Source organism: Rouxiella silvae (assembly GCF_002093625.1).
In the GTDB taxonomy this organism is placed as follows: Bacteria; Pseudomonadota; Gammaproteobacteria; order Enterobacterales; family Enterobacteriaceae; genus Rouxiella; species Rouxiella silvae.
In genome coordinates, this window is record NZ_MRWD01000019.1 from 63,799 (window position 1) to 81,155 (window position 17,357).

13 protein-coding genes are annotated in these 17,357 nt (G+C 55.3%); all 13 read left to right on the plus strand.

The features are described from left to right. Positions 1-55: 55 nt before the first annotated feature. Positions 56-1,603: a MocR-like pyridoxine biosynthesis transcription factor PdxR gene (gene pdxR, locus BS639_RS09830; RefSeq protein ID WP_084982988.1), complete on the plus strand. Its 1,548-nt coding sequence runs from the start codon at positions 56-58 to the stop codon at positions 1,601-1,603. Positions 1,604-1,731: 128 nt separating this feature from the next. Next, positions 1,732-3,192, plus strand: coding sequence for an NAD-dependent succinate-semialdehyde dehydrogenase (locus tag BS639_RS09835; RefSeq protein ID WP_055779903.1), 1,461 nt, complete (start codon positions 1,732-1,734; stop codon positions 3,190-3,192). Between the two features lie 519 nt (positions 3,193-3,711). Next, positions 3,712-5,184, plus strand: a complete 1,473-nt coding sequence (locus BS639_RS09840; RefSeq protein ID WP_055779899.1) for an aldehyde dehydrogenase family protein — start codon at positions 3,712-3,714, stop codon at positions 5,182-5,184. A 53-nt stretch (positions 5,185-5,237) separates the two neighbouring features. Then, on the plus strand, positions 5,238-5,906 hold the full coding sequence (locus BS639_RS09845) for a haloacid dehalogenase type II (protein WP_084982989.1): 669 nt from the start codon (positions 5,238-5,240) through the stop codon (positions 5,904-5,906). 55 nt (positions 5,907-5,961) lie between these two features. Beyond that, the gene (locus tag BS639_RS09850) at positions 5,962-7,239 is read left to right on the plus strand and encodes an NAD(P)/FAD-dependent oxidoreductase (RefSeq protein ID WP_084982990.1); all 1,278 of its coding nucleotides are present in this window, start codon (positions 5,962-5,964) and stop codon (positions 7,237-7,239) included. 70 nt (positions 7,240-7,309) lie between these two features. Beyond that, positions 7,310-8,917 (plus strand): ABC transporter substrate-binding protein, encoded by a 1,608-nt coding sequence (locus tag BS639_RS09855; RefSeq protein ID WP_084982991.1) that lies wholly within the window; start codon positions 7,310-7,312, stop codon positions 8,915-8,917. 13 nt (positions 8,918-8,930) lie between these two features. Further along, entirely contained in the window at positions 8,931-9,884 is a 954-nt protein-coding gene (locus BS639_RS09860; protein ID WP_084982992.1) for an ABC transporter permease, read from the plus strand. Between the two features lie 24 nt (positions 9,885-9,908). Next, positions 9,909-10,778: an ABC transporter permease gene (locus BS639_RS09865; RefSeq protein ID WP_084982993.1), complete on the plus strand. Its 870-nt coding sequence runs from the start codon at positions 9,909-9,911 to the stop codon at positions 10,776-10,778. Between the two features lie 35 nt (positions 10,779-10,813). Then, entirely contained in the window at positions 10,814-12,493 is a 1,680-nt protein-coding gene (locus BS639_RS09870; protein ID WP_084983000.1) for an ABC transporter ATP-binding protein, read from the plus strand. A 102-nt stretch (positions 12,494-12,595) separates the two neighbouring features. Next, positions 12,596-13,927, plus strand: a complete 1,332-nt coding sequence (locus BS639_RS09875; protein ID WP_084982994.1) for an NAD(P)/FAD-dependent oxidoreductase — start codon at positions 12,596-12,598, stop codon at positions 13,925-13,927. Further along, a complete protein-coding gene (locus BS639_RS09880) occupies positions 13,928-14,830 on the plus strand; it encodes a GNAT family N-acetyltransferase (RefSeq protein ID WP_084982995.1) in 903 nt (300 codons plus the stop codon). 8 nt (positions 14,831-14,838) lie between these two features. After that, the gene (locus tag BS639_RS09885) at positions 14,839-15,789 is read left to right on the plus strand and encodes a 2-hydroxyacid dehydrogenase (protein ID WP_084982996.1); all 951 of its coding nucleotides are present in this window, start codon (positions 14,839-14,841) and stop codon (positions 15,787-15,789) included. A gap of 1 nt (position 15,790) precedes the next feature. Continuing rightward, positions 15,791-16,990, plus strand: coding sequence for a M20 aminoacylase family protein (locus BS639_RS09890; RefSeq protein ID WP_084982997.1), 1,200 nt, complete (start codon positions 15,791-15,793; stop codon positions 16,988-16,990). Positions 16,991-17,357: the final 367 nt, after the last annotated feature.

The window sequence follows — 17,357 nt, forward strand, 5'->3', positions numbered from 1 at the left end:
GCTTGTAAAATCATCTCATTATCATTGATAAAACAGACTGTGAGGAAAGACTCGAATGCTCAACTTATCGGTTCCCAGCACGCTTGACCGCAGGTCGCACGGGTCTTTGCAATCAAAGCTGCGCGAAAAAATCTCTGAGGCGATTGCAAAAGGGGATTTTGAACAGGGGCAAACGCTGCCTTCAACCCGCGCAATGGCCGAACAGTTAAAGATATCGCGTAATACTGTCACGCTGGTGTATGAGGAGCTTGCGGCCGAAGGCGTGCTAATTTCCGAACAGCGGCGCGGCTTTTATGTCGCGCAGGACGCCGTTTCGCGGCTGCCGCAGAGTCGGCCTTCTGTTCCAACGGCGGCATCGGTGGACTGGGACAGCAAGTTGATGATCAATCCGGCTGCGTTGGAGCACATTACGCATCCTCAAGACTGGCGCAGTAAAAAATACACCTTTATGTATGGGCAGCACGATCGCTGGATTTTCCCCATTTCCAGCTGGCGCAAGTGCAGCCGTGATTCGCTGTCATTGCATGACATGTATGACTGGACCGTGGATTATGTTGATGAAGACGATCCGGTGCTGCTCGACGCCTTTCGCCGTCGGGTGTTGCCGCGTCGCGGGTTCAGCGCCTCGACTCAGGAGGTGCTGGTGACCGTGGGCGCTCAGCATGCGTTGTTTTTGGCCATTCAATGTTTGATTCGCCCCGGTATGGTCGTGGGGATTGAAGACCCTTCTTATCCAGACGTACGTAACCTGATGATTTTTCACGGCGCAGTGCTGAGACCTTTACCGGTAGATGAAAATGGATTGATCATCAGCGAGGCGTTAATAGGTTGCGATGTGCTGTACGTGACCCCGAGTCATCAGTCCCCAACCACCGTGACGTTGTCACATGTTCGGCGCAGCCAACTGCTGAAAATGGCAGCAGAGCACGATTTCATCATTATTGAAGATGATTACGACACCGAATCACGCTTTGGCCGCGTGCCTTCAAGCGCGCTGAAATCAATCGATAGCGAAGGCCGCGTGGTGTACGTCACCAGCCTGTCGAAACTGCTGTCACCTGGACTGCGGGTCGGTTTTCTGGTCGGGCCGATGCCGTTCATCCGCCAAGCTCGCGCACTGCGGAGGATGAGCATTAGGCATCCGGCGGCCAACAATCAGCGTACCGTGGCGCTGTTTCTTAAAGGTGGCTATTACGAGTCGCTTTTAAAGCGCTTTCATGAGGAGTACGAAGGGCGGTGGCACACTCTGCAACAGGCGCTCACGACGTTTATTCCCTTGGCCAAGGTCGCCAGTTCGGAGGGCGGCAGCTCGGTGTGGCTGCGTTTTCCCGAATGTATTAATACTCACGAACTTTCGCAGCGAGCCTATGCGCGCGACGTTTATATCCAGTCGGGTGAAAGCTATTTCCTCAACACTCGTGACGGACAATACCGACGCCCGACCCACTTTATGCGCATCGGCTTTTCATCAATCCAGGTAGAACATATTGCCGAGGGCATTGCGATTGTCGGGGGCGTAGTGGACGAGATGCTGGCGGAATATTCCCAGCATTGTGGCGTGAGCCTGACCCAGAATCCATCGCCAAACCCGCTAAGTGCTTAATTTCATATCTTGTGCAGATACCGCAGATTCTGCCGTCGCCAATGGCCCATTCCCCACAAAAAATTCGCCGCAGGCTGTAGAGTAAATCTCACGCCTTTTACCGACAGCCCGCGCCGATTGGAGAACACATGTCGCCATTGCCCTTACAGGACTCGTCACTTTACCGCCAGCAGGCATTTATCAACGGTTGCTGGGTTGATGCGCGCAGTCAAGAAACGATTGAAGTCATTAATCCTTCTACCGCCGAGGTGATTGCACGGGTGCCAGCCATGAACGAGCAGGATACCCGTGATGCAATTCAGGCGGCAGAAACTGTTCGCCTGCCGTTTGCCGCGACCAGTGCAGCAGAACGTGCCGCGATGCTTGAAAAGTGGCATCAATTGATTTTAGACAACACCGAAGACCTGGCGATGTTGATGACCGCCGAGCAGGGCAAGTCCCTGGAGGAGGCGCGTGGCGAAGTCCGTTATGGAGCCAGTTTCGTTAAATGGTTTGCCGAAGAGGCGCGCCGTATTTATGGTGAAACCCTTCCCGCACCGACCCGCGACCGCCGAATTTTGGTGCTTAAACAGCCGGTAGGTATTGCCGCTGCCATCACGCCGTGGAACTTTCCGATTGCAATGATTACCCGCAAATGCGCCCCTGCCATTGCTGCTGGGTGTCCGGTGATTGTTAAACCTTCCGACTTAACCCCGCTCAGTGCACTGGCGCTGGCTGAACTGGCATCGCGTGCCGGAATTCCTGCCGGTGTGCTGCAGGTGGTGACCGGCTTGCCGCAGGGGATTGGTGGCGAACTGACCCGCAATCCATTGGTGCGTAAGCTGTCGTTCACCGGATCGACCCGCGTGGGGCAATTGCTAATGCGCCAGTGCGCCGATTCGGTTAAGCGTCTGAGCTTTGAGTTGGGAGGAAACGCCCCGTTTATCGTGTTTGACGATGCCGATATCGAGCTTGCCATCGCCGGTGTGCTGGTCAGCAAGTTCCGCAACGGCGGTCAAACCTGCGTCTGCGCCAACCGAATTTTGGTGCAGCGCGGCATCTATGACCAGTTCGCGGCCCGGCTGGTAGAAGAGACAAAAAAACTCAAAGTCGGTGACGGTTTTGCCGCAGGAACACAGATGGGACCCTTGATTAATCAGGCGGCGGTCGAGAAAGTTAATCGCCACATCGACGACGCCCTCAGTCAGGGCGCGCGGGTACTCACTGGCGGGATCGCCGCTGCTAATGGCAACTTTGTACAGCCCACGGTCCTGGCCGACGTGACCGCCAGCATGCTGATTGCCAACGAAGAGACATTTGGCCCAGTAGCACCGCTGTTCTGTTTTGACGATGAACAGCAGGCCATCGATTTAGCGAATGCTACGCCATTTGGTTTAGCGGCTTATTTCTTTACGGAAAACTTACGACGTTCATGGCGAGTGGCTGAAAAACTTGAATTTGGTATGGTTGGATTAAATACCGGTTCAGTGTCATTGGAAATAGCGCCATTTGGTGGAATAAAACTTTCCGGAATAGGTCGTGAAGGGGCTAAAGCCGGTATTGAAGAATATCTTGAAATGAAATCATTCCATATTGGTGGCCTTGATTAATATTCTCCCCAGTTGCCCCAGTAATTACTGTGGGAAGCGGCTAACCCGAAATGGGTAGCCGCTTTTTTTATGACTGAAAAATATCCTGCCGTATCAATGATTCACAAGGACGAAAAGTGTGCTTTCTCAGTGCGTTCATAAATTATTCATAAATAATAGCAGGTTAACAATTGGCCTGGGAAGTGTGATGTTTTCGTTGGTGCAGAAAATTAGGTGAAAAGATCATTCTGGTGCAGCGATGCCGGGACCGTTCGTCAAGTCGATTATCAAAAAACGGATTTAAGAAGTTTAAGGCTTTGCCACGGCATAAAACGTTTTTTGAACTCAGTATTCCGCATATTCCGTTTTTAATAATATGGCATGCTTTGTGCTAGGTATCTAAGGTAATAAATTTTCTACCCGTGAATTAGGTAATAATCTTGCAGCCCTAATTGATGAATATATGCAGTTATTAATCCGTTGCCACCGTAGTGAACGTTAATTTTTATTCACCGTGAAATAAAAAAGGAAGTGTTAACTATGCCGAGTTTTAATCCTCAAAACGTGCCGTTGCCCGCCGGACATTTGATTGGCGGCAAAATCCATCCTGGCAACGGTGAACGTCTACGGGTTAATCGTCCCTCCGACGGACAATTTCTGGGCGAAATTCCAGACGGCGACGCGGCGCTGGTGGATTTAGCCGTCACGAACGCCCATCAGTCGTGGCTTGAAAGCGGTTGGGGAACGTGTGCGCCTCGTGAGAGAGCGAAAGTGCTGCGTCGCTGGGCCTGCCTGATTGAAGAACATCGGGTAGCGCTGGGCCAGCTTGAGGCCGTTAGCTCAACGCGCCCCATTTATGACGTCATCAATCACGAAATTCCTTTCACCGCTGAGGCGATTCGCTTCTATGCCGAATGTTGCGACAAATACAGCGGCGACGTGCTGCCTACCCGCAGCAGCAGTCTTGGCATGCTGGTGCCGGAACCTTATGGCGTCATTGGCGCCATCACACCGTGGAACTTTCCGCTGTCGATGGCTTCGTGGAAACTCGGTCCAGCGCTGGCGGCAGGTAATGCGGTGGTGCTCAAGCCTTCAGAGTTAACGCCTTTTTCCACCATCAAACTGGCCGAACTGGCGATTGAGGCCGGTTTACCCGCCGGTGTGCTGAATATTGTGCAGGGAAGAGGCGTGAGCTGCGGCAGCGCGCTGGTCAATCATCCGCTGGTGCGCAAAGTGTCGTTTACAGGCTCAACGGTGACCGGCGCGCAAATTATGAGTCAGGCGGCGTTAAACGGCATGAAACCGGTCACCTTGGAGTTGGGCGGTAAAAGCCCGCAACTGGTGTTTGACGACGCCGGCGACATTGACGTGGTCGCGACACGTATTTTTCGCGGTTTTACTGCTAATGGCGGTCAGGCCTGCGTCGCCGGTACGCGTTTGGTGGTGCAGTCCGGCATTGCCGATGCGCTGATTACCAAACTGGTGGCGCTTTGCGAAAGCGTAGCGCCTGGCAATACCTGGAGCGGTGCCTGCCGTTATGCGCCAATTATCGACGTGCGTCAGGCCAAAAAAATTGAATCTATCGTGCAGGCCGCCGTTAAAGAAGGTGCACAGCTGCTGGCCGGTGGCGAGTTCTTCGCCAATACCGAGCAGGGCTACTTTTTTAAACCCACTTTGCTGGCGGGGGTGGGCGCTCAGTCTGTTGCCGTACAGGAAGAGATATTCGGGCCGGTGCTGACCATTCAAACCTTTGAAACCGAAGAGCAGGGATTAGCCCTGGCCGACCATGCCATTTACGGGCTCGCGGCGGGCGTGCATACCCTGAATATTGAGCGTGCTCTGCGCGCCATGCGTCGCCTTGCGGCGGGCACAGTGTGGATTAACCGCTATGGCCGCTCGGGCGATTTCATTATCCCGACCGGCGGCTTTAACGGCTCTGGTATTGGCAAAGACTTGGGCCGTCAGGCGTATGAAGCCTGCCTGCGCTACAAAAGTGTTCTGATTGATTTTTAAGACTTTCTATTACTTTTCTTATCACGAATTCACTCTCGAAGAAGGGGATTATCATGGCGGTATTCAAACCTAAGTTTATTACTTTCGACTGCTACGGCACGCTGATTAACTTCGACATGGCGGGTGCAGCCAGCGCTATTTTTGCCGACCGCGTCATCGCCGACCAGATGCTGGCCTTCACTACTGACTTCGCCCGCTATCGCATGGATGAGGTGCTGGGTGAGTGGAAACCTTACAGCGCCGTAGTTTGCCAGGCGATGGCCAGAACCTGTAAGAAGTGGGGCGTCGAATATAAAGACAGCGACGGAGCCGGAATTATGGAAGCCTGCGCAACTTGGGGTCCGCATCCCGACGTGCCTGCGGGTCTAGCCGCGGTGGCCAAAGAATTCCCGTTAGTGCTGCTTTCAAACACCATGAACGATTTGATAACCCATCACGTTCCGCGTCTTGGTGCACCGATTCACCGTGTGTTTACCGCCGAGCAGGCACAGTCCTACAAGCCGAGAATGCGTGGCTTTGAATACATGCTTGACGAGCTTGGCTGCGGTCCTGAAGACATTCTGCACGTCTCTTCTAGCCTGCGTTATGACCTGATGACCTGCCACGATATGGGTATCAAAAACAAGGTTTGGGTCAACCGCGGCCACGATCCTGCTAATCCTGCCTATGGCTACACCGAAATCAAAGACATTGGCGGCCTGCCGGGTGTTGTGGGTTTATAAAAAACGCGTCGCACGGTAATGCGGTAAGGGTACGTAAATTAAGCGGGGCACAGGCATGAAACTTGAATCATTTTGGCAAGCGACGGCGCCAGTATTTAACGGGGCTGCTGTCGGTGAGCTTCCATCCAAGGCCGACGTCGTGGTGATCGGTGGTGGTTTTACCGGCCTGTCAGCGGCTTATAATTTGGCGCTGGCCGGTGTCGACGTGGTGGTGCTTGAAGCCGGTGAAGTACTGAGCCAGGCTTCCGGGCGCAACGGCGGTCACTGTAACACCGGCGTAGCGCAAAACTTTGCCTCTTTGGTTGAAAGCGTCGGCCTTGAGCAGGCGTCCATTTATTACCATGCTTACACCGACGCGGTGGAGTATGTGCAGTCAATTGTTAAGCAAGAGAGCATTGACTGTGACTTAATCCGCACCGGCAAACTCAAGCTTGCCAGTAAGGCTAAACATTTCCCGTCACTGGTGAAAACCTATGAGCTGTTAAAGCGCACGGTAGACAGCAACGTTGAGCTAATTGATGCCAGCCACATTCGTGACGAAGTGGGGTCCGATGCGTTTCACGGCGGCCTGCTGCAAAAGGGCGGCGGACAGATGCACATGGGCAAATTCGGCATTGGGCTGGCGCAGGCGGCAATCGCTAAAGGCGCGGTGATCCATGCCCATACTCCCGTCACGGCACTTCAGCAGATTGACGGGCATCGTTACACCGTCACTACTTCACGCGGCGTGATTGATGCTAACCGCGTGTTGTTAGCGACGGGCACCTCAGACAAAGGGCCATTCTCGTGGTTTCAGCGCCGCATCGTGCCGGTCGGCAGCTTTATTATTGCTACCGCGCCACTCAGTGATGCCCAGCTGAAGCAGGCTTTCATCAATAATCGTACCTACGTCACCTCTTTAAATATTGGCAACTACTTCCGAACCACGGCCGATAACCGATTGATTTTTGGTGGTCGTGCGCGATTTGCCATCAGTAACCCCACCTCCGATGCGCGCAGCGGCGCCGTCCTGCGTCAGGGACTGCGCGAGCTATTCCCAACGCTTGCCGAGGTCGATATCGACTATTGCTGGGGCGGACTGGTCGACATGACCGCCGACAGATTACCGCGTGCAGGTGAGCAGGATGGGCTTTTTTATTCAATGGGTTATAGCGGCCACGGCACACAAATGTCGGTGTACATGGGCAAGGTGATGGCGGCGCTTCTCACCGGCAAACCGGTAAGTAACCCCTGGCAGCGCAGCAACTGGGCGGCGATGCCGGGATATTTTGGCAAACCCTGGTTCTTGCCAGTGGCGGGCCTGTACTACAAAGCCAAAGACAAAGTTTCCTAAGTCGGTGGCAAAAAATATCCACTACTATCAACGGCTTTTTTCGGTAAATACCGCATTCGGGGAGATTTCAATGAGTAAATTTCGTAAAGAATCAGGTCCAGCTACACCGAAGTCTGCTTCAAGCTTGTCAGATATCAATATTTCACGTCGCGGCATAATGAAGGCGTTGTCTGCTGGCGCGGCGTTAAGTACCGGCATTATTAGTTTGCCTAATAGCGCATGGGCCGCTGAGGCCGCACCGGTAAAAGGGGGCAAGCTGCGCGCCGCTGCTGCTAACTCTTCTGCCGCCGACACGCTGGATCCGGCCAAGGCCAACAACAGCGGCGACTATATGCGCCAATACATGTTTTACAGCGGCCTGACCGAACTCGACACCAAACTTATCCCACAAATGGGGCTGGCGGAGTCAATCAGCAGCAGTGACGGTGTCACGTGGAGTGTTAAGCTGCGTCAGGGCGTTACCTTCCACGACGGTAAATCGCTTACCGCTCAGGACGTGGTATTTTCACTGTCGCGCCACAAAGACCCGGCCATTGCCTCCACCGCCATCGCACTGGCCAAGCAGTTTGCCAGCATTAAAGCCGTCGGCCTAATGGAGGTTGAGATTACGCTCGAACAGCCCAACTTTGACCTGCCGTCAATCCTTGGCACACCGGCGTTTCTTATTCTACAGGACGGTACCAAAGACTTTAGCAAAGCCGTGGGTACCGGTCCTTACACCTGCAAAGAGTTCTCACCGGGCACCCGTACGCTGGGCGAGCGCAACAAAAACTTCTGGAAGCCTGGCCTGCCTCACCTCGATGAAGTGGAACTGCTGGGCGTCACCGACCAGGCGGCGCGCGTCAATGCGTTGCTCTCGGGTGAACTGCACTTTGTTTCAACCATCAGCTCGCGCGACGTGAAACGCATCAATGGCTCAACGTCATGCTCGGTGCTGGAGAGTAAGTCAGGCATGTACAGCGACCTGATCCTGCGTCAGGACGCGGCAATCACCGGTAATCCCGACTTTGTACTGGCGATGAAGTATCTGCAACCCCGAGAAACCCTGTTGAAAACGGCGCTGCAGGGGTTCGGTACTGTCGCCAATGACCACCCGGTTCCACCTTGGCATCCGTTTTTCAATAAAGACTTGCCGCAGCGTCCTAATGACCTCGACAAAGCCAAGTTTTATCTTAAGAAGTCCGGGCTGGTGAAGCCGAGTCTGGAGATTGTGACCACCGATAACATTGAAGGTGCGGTTGAAGGCGCGCAGTTCCTGCAGCAGCTCGGCTCTCAAGTCGGCATGAATCTAAAAGTTCGTCGCGTTCCTTATGACGGTTACTGGTCGCAGCATTGGATGAAGCACCCGATCTCTTATGGCTCCGTTAACCCACGCCCGACACTCGACATGCTGTTTAGTCAGTTCTACAAGTCCGACGCGCCGTGGAACGAGTCCGGCTGGAAAAATGAGCAGTTCGATCAGTTAGTGACGGCAGCGCGAGGCGAGCGCGACCAGGCCAAGCGCAAGCAGATGTATGGCGACATGCAGGAGCTGGTTTACAACCACTGCGGCACCATTATTCCGCTTTTTATCAGCGCATTGGACGGTTACAGCAATAAGGTTAAGGGCGTCGAGTCTTATCCGTCCGGCATGATGATGGGCTATCGCTTCAGCGAGTTTGTGTGGTTGGCGTCGTAATCCGGAGGTATCAATGAATCAGCTTATCCTGTTGCTTATTCTTCGTCGTATTGGTTCAGGCCTGTTGACGCTGTTTATTGTCTCGGCGCTGGTGTTCATCATCACCAGCTTGCTGCCGGGCGATGCGGCTCAACAACTGTTAGGCCAAGCCGCCACGCCGGAAACGGTGGCCGCGTTACGTGACCAGCTGGGCCTGAATCTGCCCATTTGGCAGCGCTACGTTGAGTGGATCGGCGGCATGCTGCACGGCGATTTCGGCACCTCCTTCGCCAATAACATGCCGGTAACCAAGCTGGTCGCCCAGCGTATTCCCGCCACTTTCGAGCTGGCAGGTATTACCACGCTGGTTTCCGTGCCGCTGGCGGTGATTATTGGCATTACGGCGGCAATGAAACGGGGTTCGCTGATTGACCGTATGTTAGTGGTGGGCACCATGTCGGTGGTGGCGGTACCGGAGTTTCTGGTTGCGACCGTCGCCGTAATGGTGTTCGCCGTTCGCCTGCACTGGTTTCCGGCGATGTCACTGGGTGCGACCAATCAGGATTTTCTTGGCTACCTGCGCGCCTATGCGCTGCCGGTATTTACGCTCTGCTGCGTGTTGGTGGCGCAAATGGCGCGCATGACCCGCTCAGCCATCATCAACCAGCTCGACAGTTCCTATCTAGAAATGACCCTACTGAAAGGGGTTCGACCGCTGCGGGCGGTGCTGCGACACGCGCTGCCTAACGCCGTGGGGCCTATCGCCAACGCCATCTCCCTGAGCCTCTCTTACTTGTTTGGTGGGGTGATTATTATCGAAACTATTTTCAGCTATCCCGGACTCGCCAGCCAAATGGTTGATGCGGTAAGCAATCGCGACCTGCCCATTGTGCAACTGTGCGTGATGTTATTTAGCAGCTGCTATCTGGTGCTGCTGCTGCTGGCCGACATTGCCACCCTTGCTTTTAATCCAAAGCTGAAACAATAAGCCTTTTTTACGGGAGACTCAGTGATGCGTAAAACTGTTCGGGTGTTAAAAACCGCGCTGAACTTCTGGCGCTCATTATCCAATACTGGCCGCGCAGGTCTGATCATGACTCTGTTTTGGCTAAGCATGGCGCTGTTTGGCGGCTGGCTTGCGCCTTATAGCGTTGAAGATATTGCCGGCGGCGGCGTCAATGAAGGCTTTAGCCGCGCGTTTTTGCTGGGAACTGACTACCTCGGACGCGACATGCTGACCCGCGTGCTTTACGGCGCGCGCTATTCGATTGGGCTGGCGCTCTCCGCCGCTATCCTCGCCAGCGTTTGCGGCACGCTGTTAGCACTGCTGGCCGCCATGTCGGGCCGCTGGCTTGAAGAGCTGCTGAGCCGCATCAACGATGCACTGCTAATCATGCCCGGAAAAATTATGGCGCTGCTGATGGTGGCGGTGTTTGGCTCGTCGCTGCCCATGCTTATTCTCACGGCGGTGATTACCTACTGGCCAGGCGCATACCGCATTGCCTACGCGATGGCCTCCAACCTGCGCTCCATGGACTATGTGCAGGCGGCAAAGCTGCGCGGTGAAAGCAAACTCTATATTGCTTTGACCGACGTGCTGCCCAATATGCTGCATCCGATGCTTACCGACTTTGGCCTGCGTTTTGTTTACATCGTGCTGCTGCTCAGCGGCCTGAGTTTTCTGGGGCTTGGCGTTCAGCCTCCTTATGCCGACTGGGGCACGCTGGTGCATGAGAATTTGCAGGCGTTGTTCGACGGCTCGCCCGCAGTGTTAGTGCCTGCGGTGGCGATTGCTAGCCTGACGATTGGCGTGAACTTGTTTATCGACAGCCTCCAGTCGCGCCGGGCTATCAGACTTGAACTGGAAGAGGAGGCAGCATGAAGACAGCATCCCTTACTTTAGCGGACGTCAACGCCATGACTCAAAAAACGCCGTTCAGTGCGCCGACCGTTGTCAGCGTGTGCAATCTAGAAGTACAAGCCAAAAACGATGCCGATGAACTGATTACGCTGGTTTCGGGGATCAACTTCGAGGTGAAAAAAGGCGAGGTGCTGGCGCTGATTGGCGAATCCGGCTCCGGCAAAACCACCATTGCGCTGGCGTTGATGGGCTATGCTCGCCACGGCTGTCGCATCAGCGGTGGCAGCATTCAGCTGGCGGGCACCGACGTTAATCGTCTATCTGCGCGTCAGCTCAGTCAGTTTCGCGGCTCCACCGTTTCTTACATCGCGCAAAGTGCCGCCGCGTCGTTTAATCCGTCAATGACATTGATGGATCAGGTGGTCGAACCGGTGTTGATTCACGGCACCATGAAGCGCGCAGATGCCGAAAAAAAGGCGGTGGCACTGTTTCGCGAACTGGCGCTACCCGCGCCGGAAAGCATCGGTAAACGCTATCCGCATCAGGTGTCGGGCGGCCAATTGCAGCGCGTAATGGCGGCAATGGCGCTGATTGGTGACCCCGAGGTGGTGATTCTCGACGAGCCGACTACCGCGCTTGATGTGACCACCCAGCTCGAAGTGTTGAAAACCTTTCGCCGAGTCGTGAAGCAGCGCGGCACTACCGCGATTTATGTCAGCCATGACCTGGCGGTGGTGGCACAGATGGCCGACAAAATTTTGGTGCTGCTGAAGGGGCAAATAGCCGAATACGGCACTACGGAAGATTTACTTCATCGCCCGCAGTCAGCCTACACCCGCAGTTTGCTGGACGCGGCGCAGCACAAACCGCGCAACAGTCCGTGGCAACCGGAAGAGGCACCGCTGAAGTGCCTGCTTGAGGTGCGCGACTTGGCCGCTGGATACGGTCCGCTAGACGCCGACGGCAAGCCGAAAATCAGCATCCTGAAGGACATTAATTTCAAGCTTTATCCAGGACAGGCGATCGGAATTATTGGTGAGTCTGGTTCGGGTAAAACGACCCTTGCGCGAGCGATTGCGGGCATGATTACACCTAGCGAGGGTTACATTTTGTTTAATGAAAGCTACTTGGCGGGTGACATGTCGGCACGCAGCGCGGACGAGCTGCGCCGGGTGCAGTTTGTATTTCAAATGGCCGACACCGCGCTGAACCCAAGCCAGACCATCGCCACCATTTTGCAACGCCCACTGGTATTTTTCCACGGCCTGCGTGGCAAAGCACTCGATGCACGACTGAAACAGTTACTCGATTTGGTGCGATTGCCGCACAGCATTTTACACCGTAAACCTGCTGGGCTGTCAGGTGGGCAGAAGCAGCGCGTTAATCTTGCTCGTGCACTGGCCGCCGAGCCGGATTTGATTCTGTGTGATGAAGTCACCTCGGCGCTGGACTCTGTGGTCGCCGCGGCGGTACTGGATTTAATTTCCGAACTGCGCCGCGAGCTCAACGTCTCTTTCCTGTTTATCAGCCACGACCTGCATGCGGTACGTTCGGTTTGTGACGATATTATTGTCGTTAACGACGGAAAAATGGTGACTCAGGTTAGCCGAGCAGACTATGAAAAACCGTCGAGTCATCTTTACTACGAAAGGCTTAAACGCGCCGTGCCGGAGCTTCGACAGGGCTGGTTGGAAGAGCAGGATGCTGATGTGGCCGACCTGCCAAAAGTTGACTGATCATTGGTTTTTAAGAATTTTCATAAAGAATAACAACGGGATAAAACGGGCTTCACGAGTAGCCCGTGCCCATTAATCGTGGTTAAAAAGGATAAGTTGTCGATGCCAGCACCGATTAGGTTTGTACAAGACAGTCATCTATTTCCTGAGGCGGTCGACGTGGTGGTGATTGGCGGTGGAATAGCCGGTGCCGCAACCGCATACGAACTGGCACGCAAAGGCGTCTCGGTCGTATTGCTTGAGAAAGGGTTAATTGGCGCCGAACAGTCGAGCCGTAACTGGGGCTGGTGCCGCCAGCAAAACCGTGATGAGCGCGAACTGCCGCTGTCTATCCACGCATTGCAGCGCTGGAAACAGCTCAAAGAAGAAACCGGCGAGGAGCTGGGCTTTCGTAACACGGGTCTAATTTATGCGACCAAAAAGCAGGAAGAGATCGACGCCTGGGAAAAATGGGGGCAGATGGCTAAAAACTACGGCATGCACAGCGAAATTCTCACCGCCGCGCGCGCCAAGTCACTGACCGCAGGGAGTGTTTCCGCATGGCTCGGCGGCGTGTACTCGCCAACCGACGGCCACGCGGAGCCTTCGCTGGCCGCCCCGGGATTGGCCATTGCCGCCCAAAAGCGCGGTGCACTGGTGTTTCAGCACTGTGCCGTGCGCGGGCTAGACGTCAGCGCCGGTCGGGTCAGCGGCGTGTGGACCGAGCGCGGACTGATCCGCGCCAGTTCGGTCGTCTGCGCCGGGGGGGCGTGGAGCTCAATGTTCTGTCGTCGGCACGGCATCGACCTGCCGCTGGGCAATGTTATCGGCACCGCGATGCGCACCGCGCCAATCGAACAAGTGATAAAGATGCCACTCTACACCGAAGGCTTTGCCTGTCGCCCGCAGCTCGACGGCAGCTACACGCTCTCTGTGTCTGGCCGTGGCCGAGTGGCGGTCGGGCCGCAGGGTTTGCGCTACGCAAAAAAATTCTATTCAACCTTTCAGGCACGTCGCAAAAATCTTAAGGTACATTTAAGTCCAAGCGCATTTTTTAGCGGACCCGAGGCGCTGGGTAAATGGCAATTTGATGCCCGATCACCGTTTGAAAAAGTGCGCATCCTCGACCCTGAACCAGACTACGCCATGGTGCAGGAGGGCATTGCGGCGATGAAACGTGAGTATCCCGCGTTAAGCGCAGTAAAAGTGGTGCAGTGGTGGGGCGGCATGATTGACAGCACGCCCGACGCGGTGCCGGTTATCTCGTCGGTCGATAAACTGCCAGGCCTGTTTATTTCAGCTGGGTACAGTGCGCACGGTTTCGGTATTGGACCGGGGGCGGGCAGTTTGATGTCCGACCTGGTCACCGGCAGCGCGCCGGTGGTTGATCCTACGCCTTTCCGCTATGACCGTTTCAGCGACGGCAGCGCCATTAAAAAGCCGGGTATGATGTAAATGACTAAACAAACAGCCAATGCGGAGCCTCAAACTATGACTGATATCGTGCTGCGTGAAATGACCGCAGAAGACTTGCCTGCCTGCCACGGACTCTCTCAGGCCGTGGGCTGGTCCCACCGCCTGCCGGATTGGATGCTGGCTTTTGAGTGTGGCAAGGGGTGGGTGGCGGAGTCCGCCGGGCTGGTCGTTGGCAGCGCGCTTTACTGGAAGTGGGGAAGCGATTACTCGACGCTAGGTCTGGTGATTGTCAGCCCTGAGTGTCAGGGCCGCGGAGTCGGTAAAAAGCTGCTTACCACGCTGTTGGCCAAGCTTGAAGGCACCAAGGTTCGCCTGCACGCCACGCCGGAGGGCAAACCGTTGTATGAGAAACTGGGCTTTGTGACTACCGGTGGCATTTGTCAGCATCAGAGCCCCGAGCTGCACGTCATACCTGCGCCTGCGCTAGGCGAAGATTGCCAGTTGCAGCCTCTTAAACTCGAAGACGTGGCGACACTGACCGAACTTGATACTCTGTCGAGCGGTATGCAGCGGTCGGCGTTGTATCAGGCGCTGCTCGACCCCTCCAGCCCGGCGCGTATCGAAAAAGGCCTGATGCTGACCCGCAACGGGCAGCCAGTGGGATTCAGTATGCTGCGCAAATTTGGCCGTGGCGATGTTATCGGGCCAGTTATTGCTGCGAGTCTTGAGGAGGCCAAGCTGCTGATTGCTCAGCTGCTTAGTGAGAGTTCGGGAAAATTTGTGCGCCTTGACGTTGAGGGGGCATTGGGGTTATCCGAGTGGCTTACCGGTCTTGGGTTGCCGTGTGTTGATAAGCCCACCACCATGTATAAAGACGGCGAGCCGTGCATTTGCGCTGCGGGCTGGCGCAACTTCTCCTTGATAACTCAGGCGATGGGCTAAGGATCAGCGTGAAAACTCTTCTCTATAAATCTGAACCGCAGCGTGGTAAATATTGGCAACACATTCTGGCCGACCTCGCGCCGCAAATTCGTTTTATTCATTGGACAGATCTCGATTTTAGTCAGGGCGATCCGGCTGTTTTCGCCGAGGTGGATTATCTGGTGGCCTGGGAACCACCTGAAAAAATTGCTCAGCGCCTGCCGCAGCTCAAAGTGCTGTTTTCAGTCGGGGCGGGTGTCGACCAGTTTGATTTAAAACAGCTTCCGCCAACTCTGCCGGTGGTGCGTATGATTGAACCTGGACTCACGCAGGGCATGGTCGAATACGTCACCTTTGCCACGCTGGCGCTGCATCGCGATATGCCGCTTTATCTTCAACAGCAGACGCGCGGCGAGTGGCGCAGGCATCCCGTGGCGAGTGCCAGTAAAAGGCGCGTTGGCGTGATGGGGCTGGGTGAGTTAGGACAAGCTACACTTAAGGCGCTGATAAATTTCGGCTTTGAATGCCACGGTTGGAGCCGCTCTGGTAATACGCCGCAGGGCGTAACGGGGTGGGCGGGTGTGGAGCAACTGCCAGCGTTTTTATCGCGCTGTGATATTCTCATTTGCCTGCTGCCGCTTACGCCGCAAACCCGTGGCATGCTTAATGCTGCTTTGTTTGCCCAGCTCCCCGCGGGTGCCGCACTTATTCAAACCGGACGCGGTCAGCAACTGGTGGCCGAGGATCTGCTCGCGGCTCTCGACAGCGGTCAATTACGTGCCGCCGTGCTGGATGTTACCGACCCCGAGCCGCTGCCGGCAGATGACGCACTGTGGTCACACCCTGGCGTATGGATTACGCCACACATTGCCAGCCAGACACAGCCTGAAACGGCAGTCGGCGCACTGTTGGATAATGTACAGCGTTTTGAGCAAGGGCTGCCGATGCAGGGTGAGATTGATAAAACCAAGGGATATTGATATGAGCAATATTGTCGTCGATGGCGATAAGTTATTGATTAACGAAGTGCTGACACACCTTATTACGCTGCGCCACGACCTTCATGCGCATCCTGAATTGGGTTTTAACGAGCATCGCACGGCAAACATAGTGGCGGATTTTTTGCGTCAACTGGGTCTGGAGGTGCACGAGGGCGTCGGTAAAACCGGCGTGGTAGGCGTACTGCGCAAGGGCAGCAGCAATAAAAGTGTCGGACTGCGCGCCGACATGGACGCCCTGCCGATTATCGAGCAGGGATCGCCGGAATACGTGAGTAAGCACCACGGCGTTATGCACGCCTGCGGCCACGATGGACACACCACTATGCTTCTCGGCGCGGCTTGGCTGCTGTCGAAAACCGCCGACTTTGACGGCACGGTAAACTTTATCTTCCAACCCGCGGAAGAGGGGCAGGCGGGGGCGAAGGCGATGATCGAAGACAGCCTGTTTACCCGCTTCCCGTGCGACACGGTTTTTGCCGTACACAACTGGCCGGAACTTGCGCGGGGCGTGGCACAAACCCGTGTGGGTCCAATAATGGCAGCGGCCGACAGGTTTGATATCCGCGTTTATGGCGGCGGAGGACATGCCGCTCAGCCCCATCTTTCACCTGACACCATGCTGGCTACCAGTGAGCTGGTGGTGCAGCTTAATACCATTGTTTCGCGCTGCATTGACCCTACCGATCCGGCACTGTTGACCGTGACGCAGATACAGGGTGGTTTCTCACACAACATGATCCCAGCTGAGGCGCGGATAGTGGGTACGGTGCGCAGTTTCGACCTGCGTGCGCAGGACATTATCGAAGCCAGCCTGCGTCGAATGTCAGAACACGTTCCCGCCGCACACGGGCTAGAAGCCGAGGTGAAATATCACCGTTACTACCCCGCAACGGTGAATACCCCAGCCGAGGCTGACGTCGCGCTACAGGCGGCAAAGCGTGCTGGTCTTGAATTCAGCGTGGCCCCAAAACCAGCGCTGACCTCGGAAGATTTCTCATTTATGTTGCAGCAAAAACCGGGGGCTTACCTGTGGCTTGGTCAGGGTGACGGCAGTGCTAAACCGCTAGCACCGCTGCATCATCCCGCCTATGACTTCAATGACAGCATCATCCCGGACGGCGTGGCATGGTTCGCGAACGTCGTGCGGATCAAGCTGCCGGTTCCTAATAGGATGAATTAATATCGTTACTAATTAGTCGTGTGCTCCCCCATCCCCGCCTTCCCCCGCTGAAAAGAGCGGGGGAAGGGGCTAAAAACCTTGCTGTAACGCTGAACTGTTCCAAATCAGTTTACGTAAAAATTAAACCCTGTTTTGATTTACTCCCGATTGGGCAGAGGACTCACCCTGTCTTGAACCCCTCCCCATTGGGCAGAGGACTCACCCTGTCTTGAACCCCTTCCCATTGGGCAGAGGACTCACCCTGTCTTGAACCCCTCCCGATTGGGCAGAGGACTCACCCTGTCTTGAACCCCTCCCGATTGGGCAGAGGACTCACCCTGTCTTGAACCCCTCCCGATTGGGCAGAGGACTCACCCTGTCTTGAACC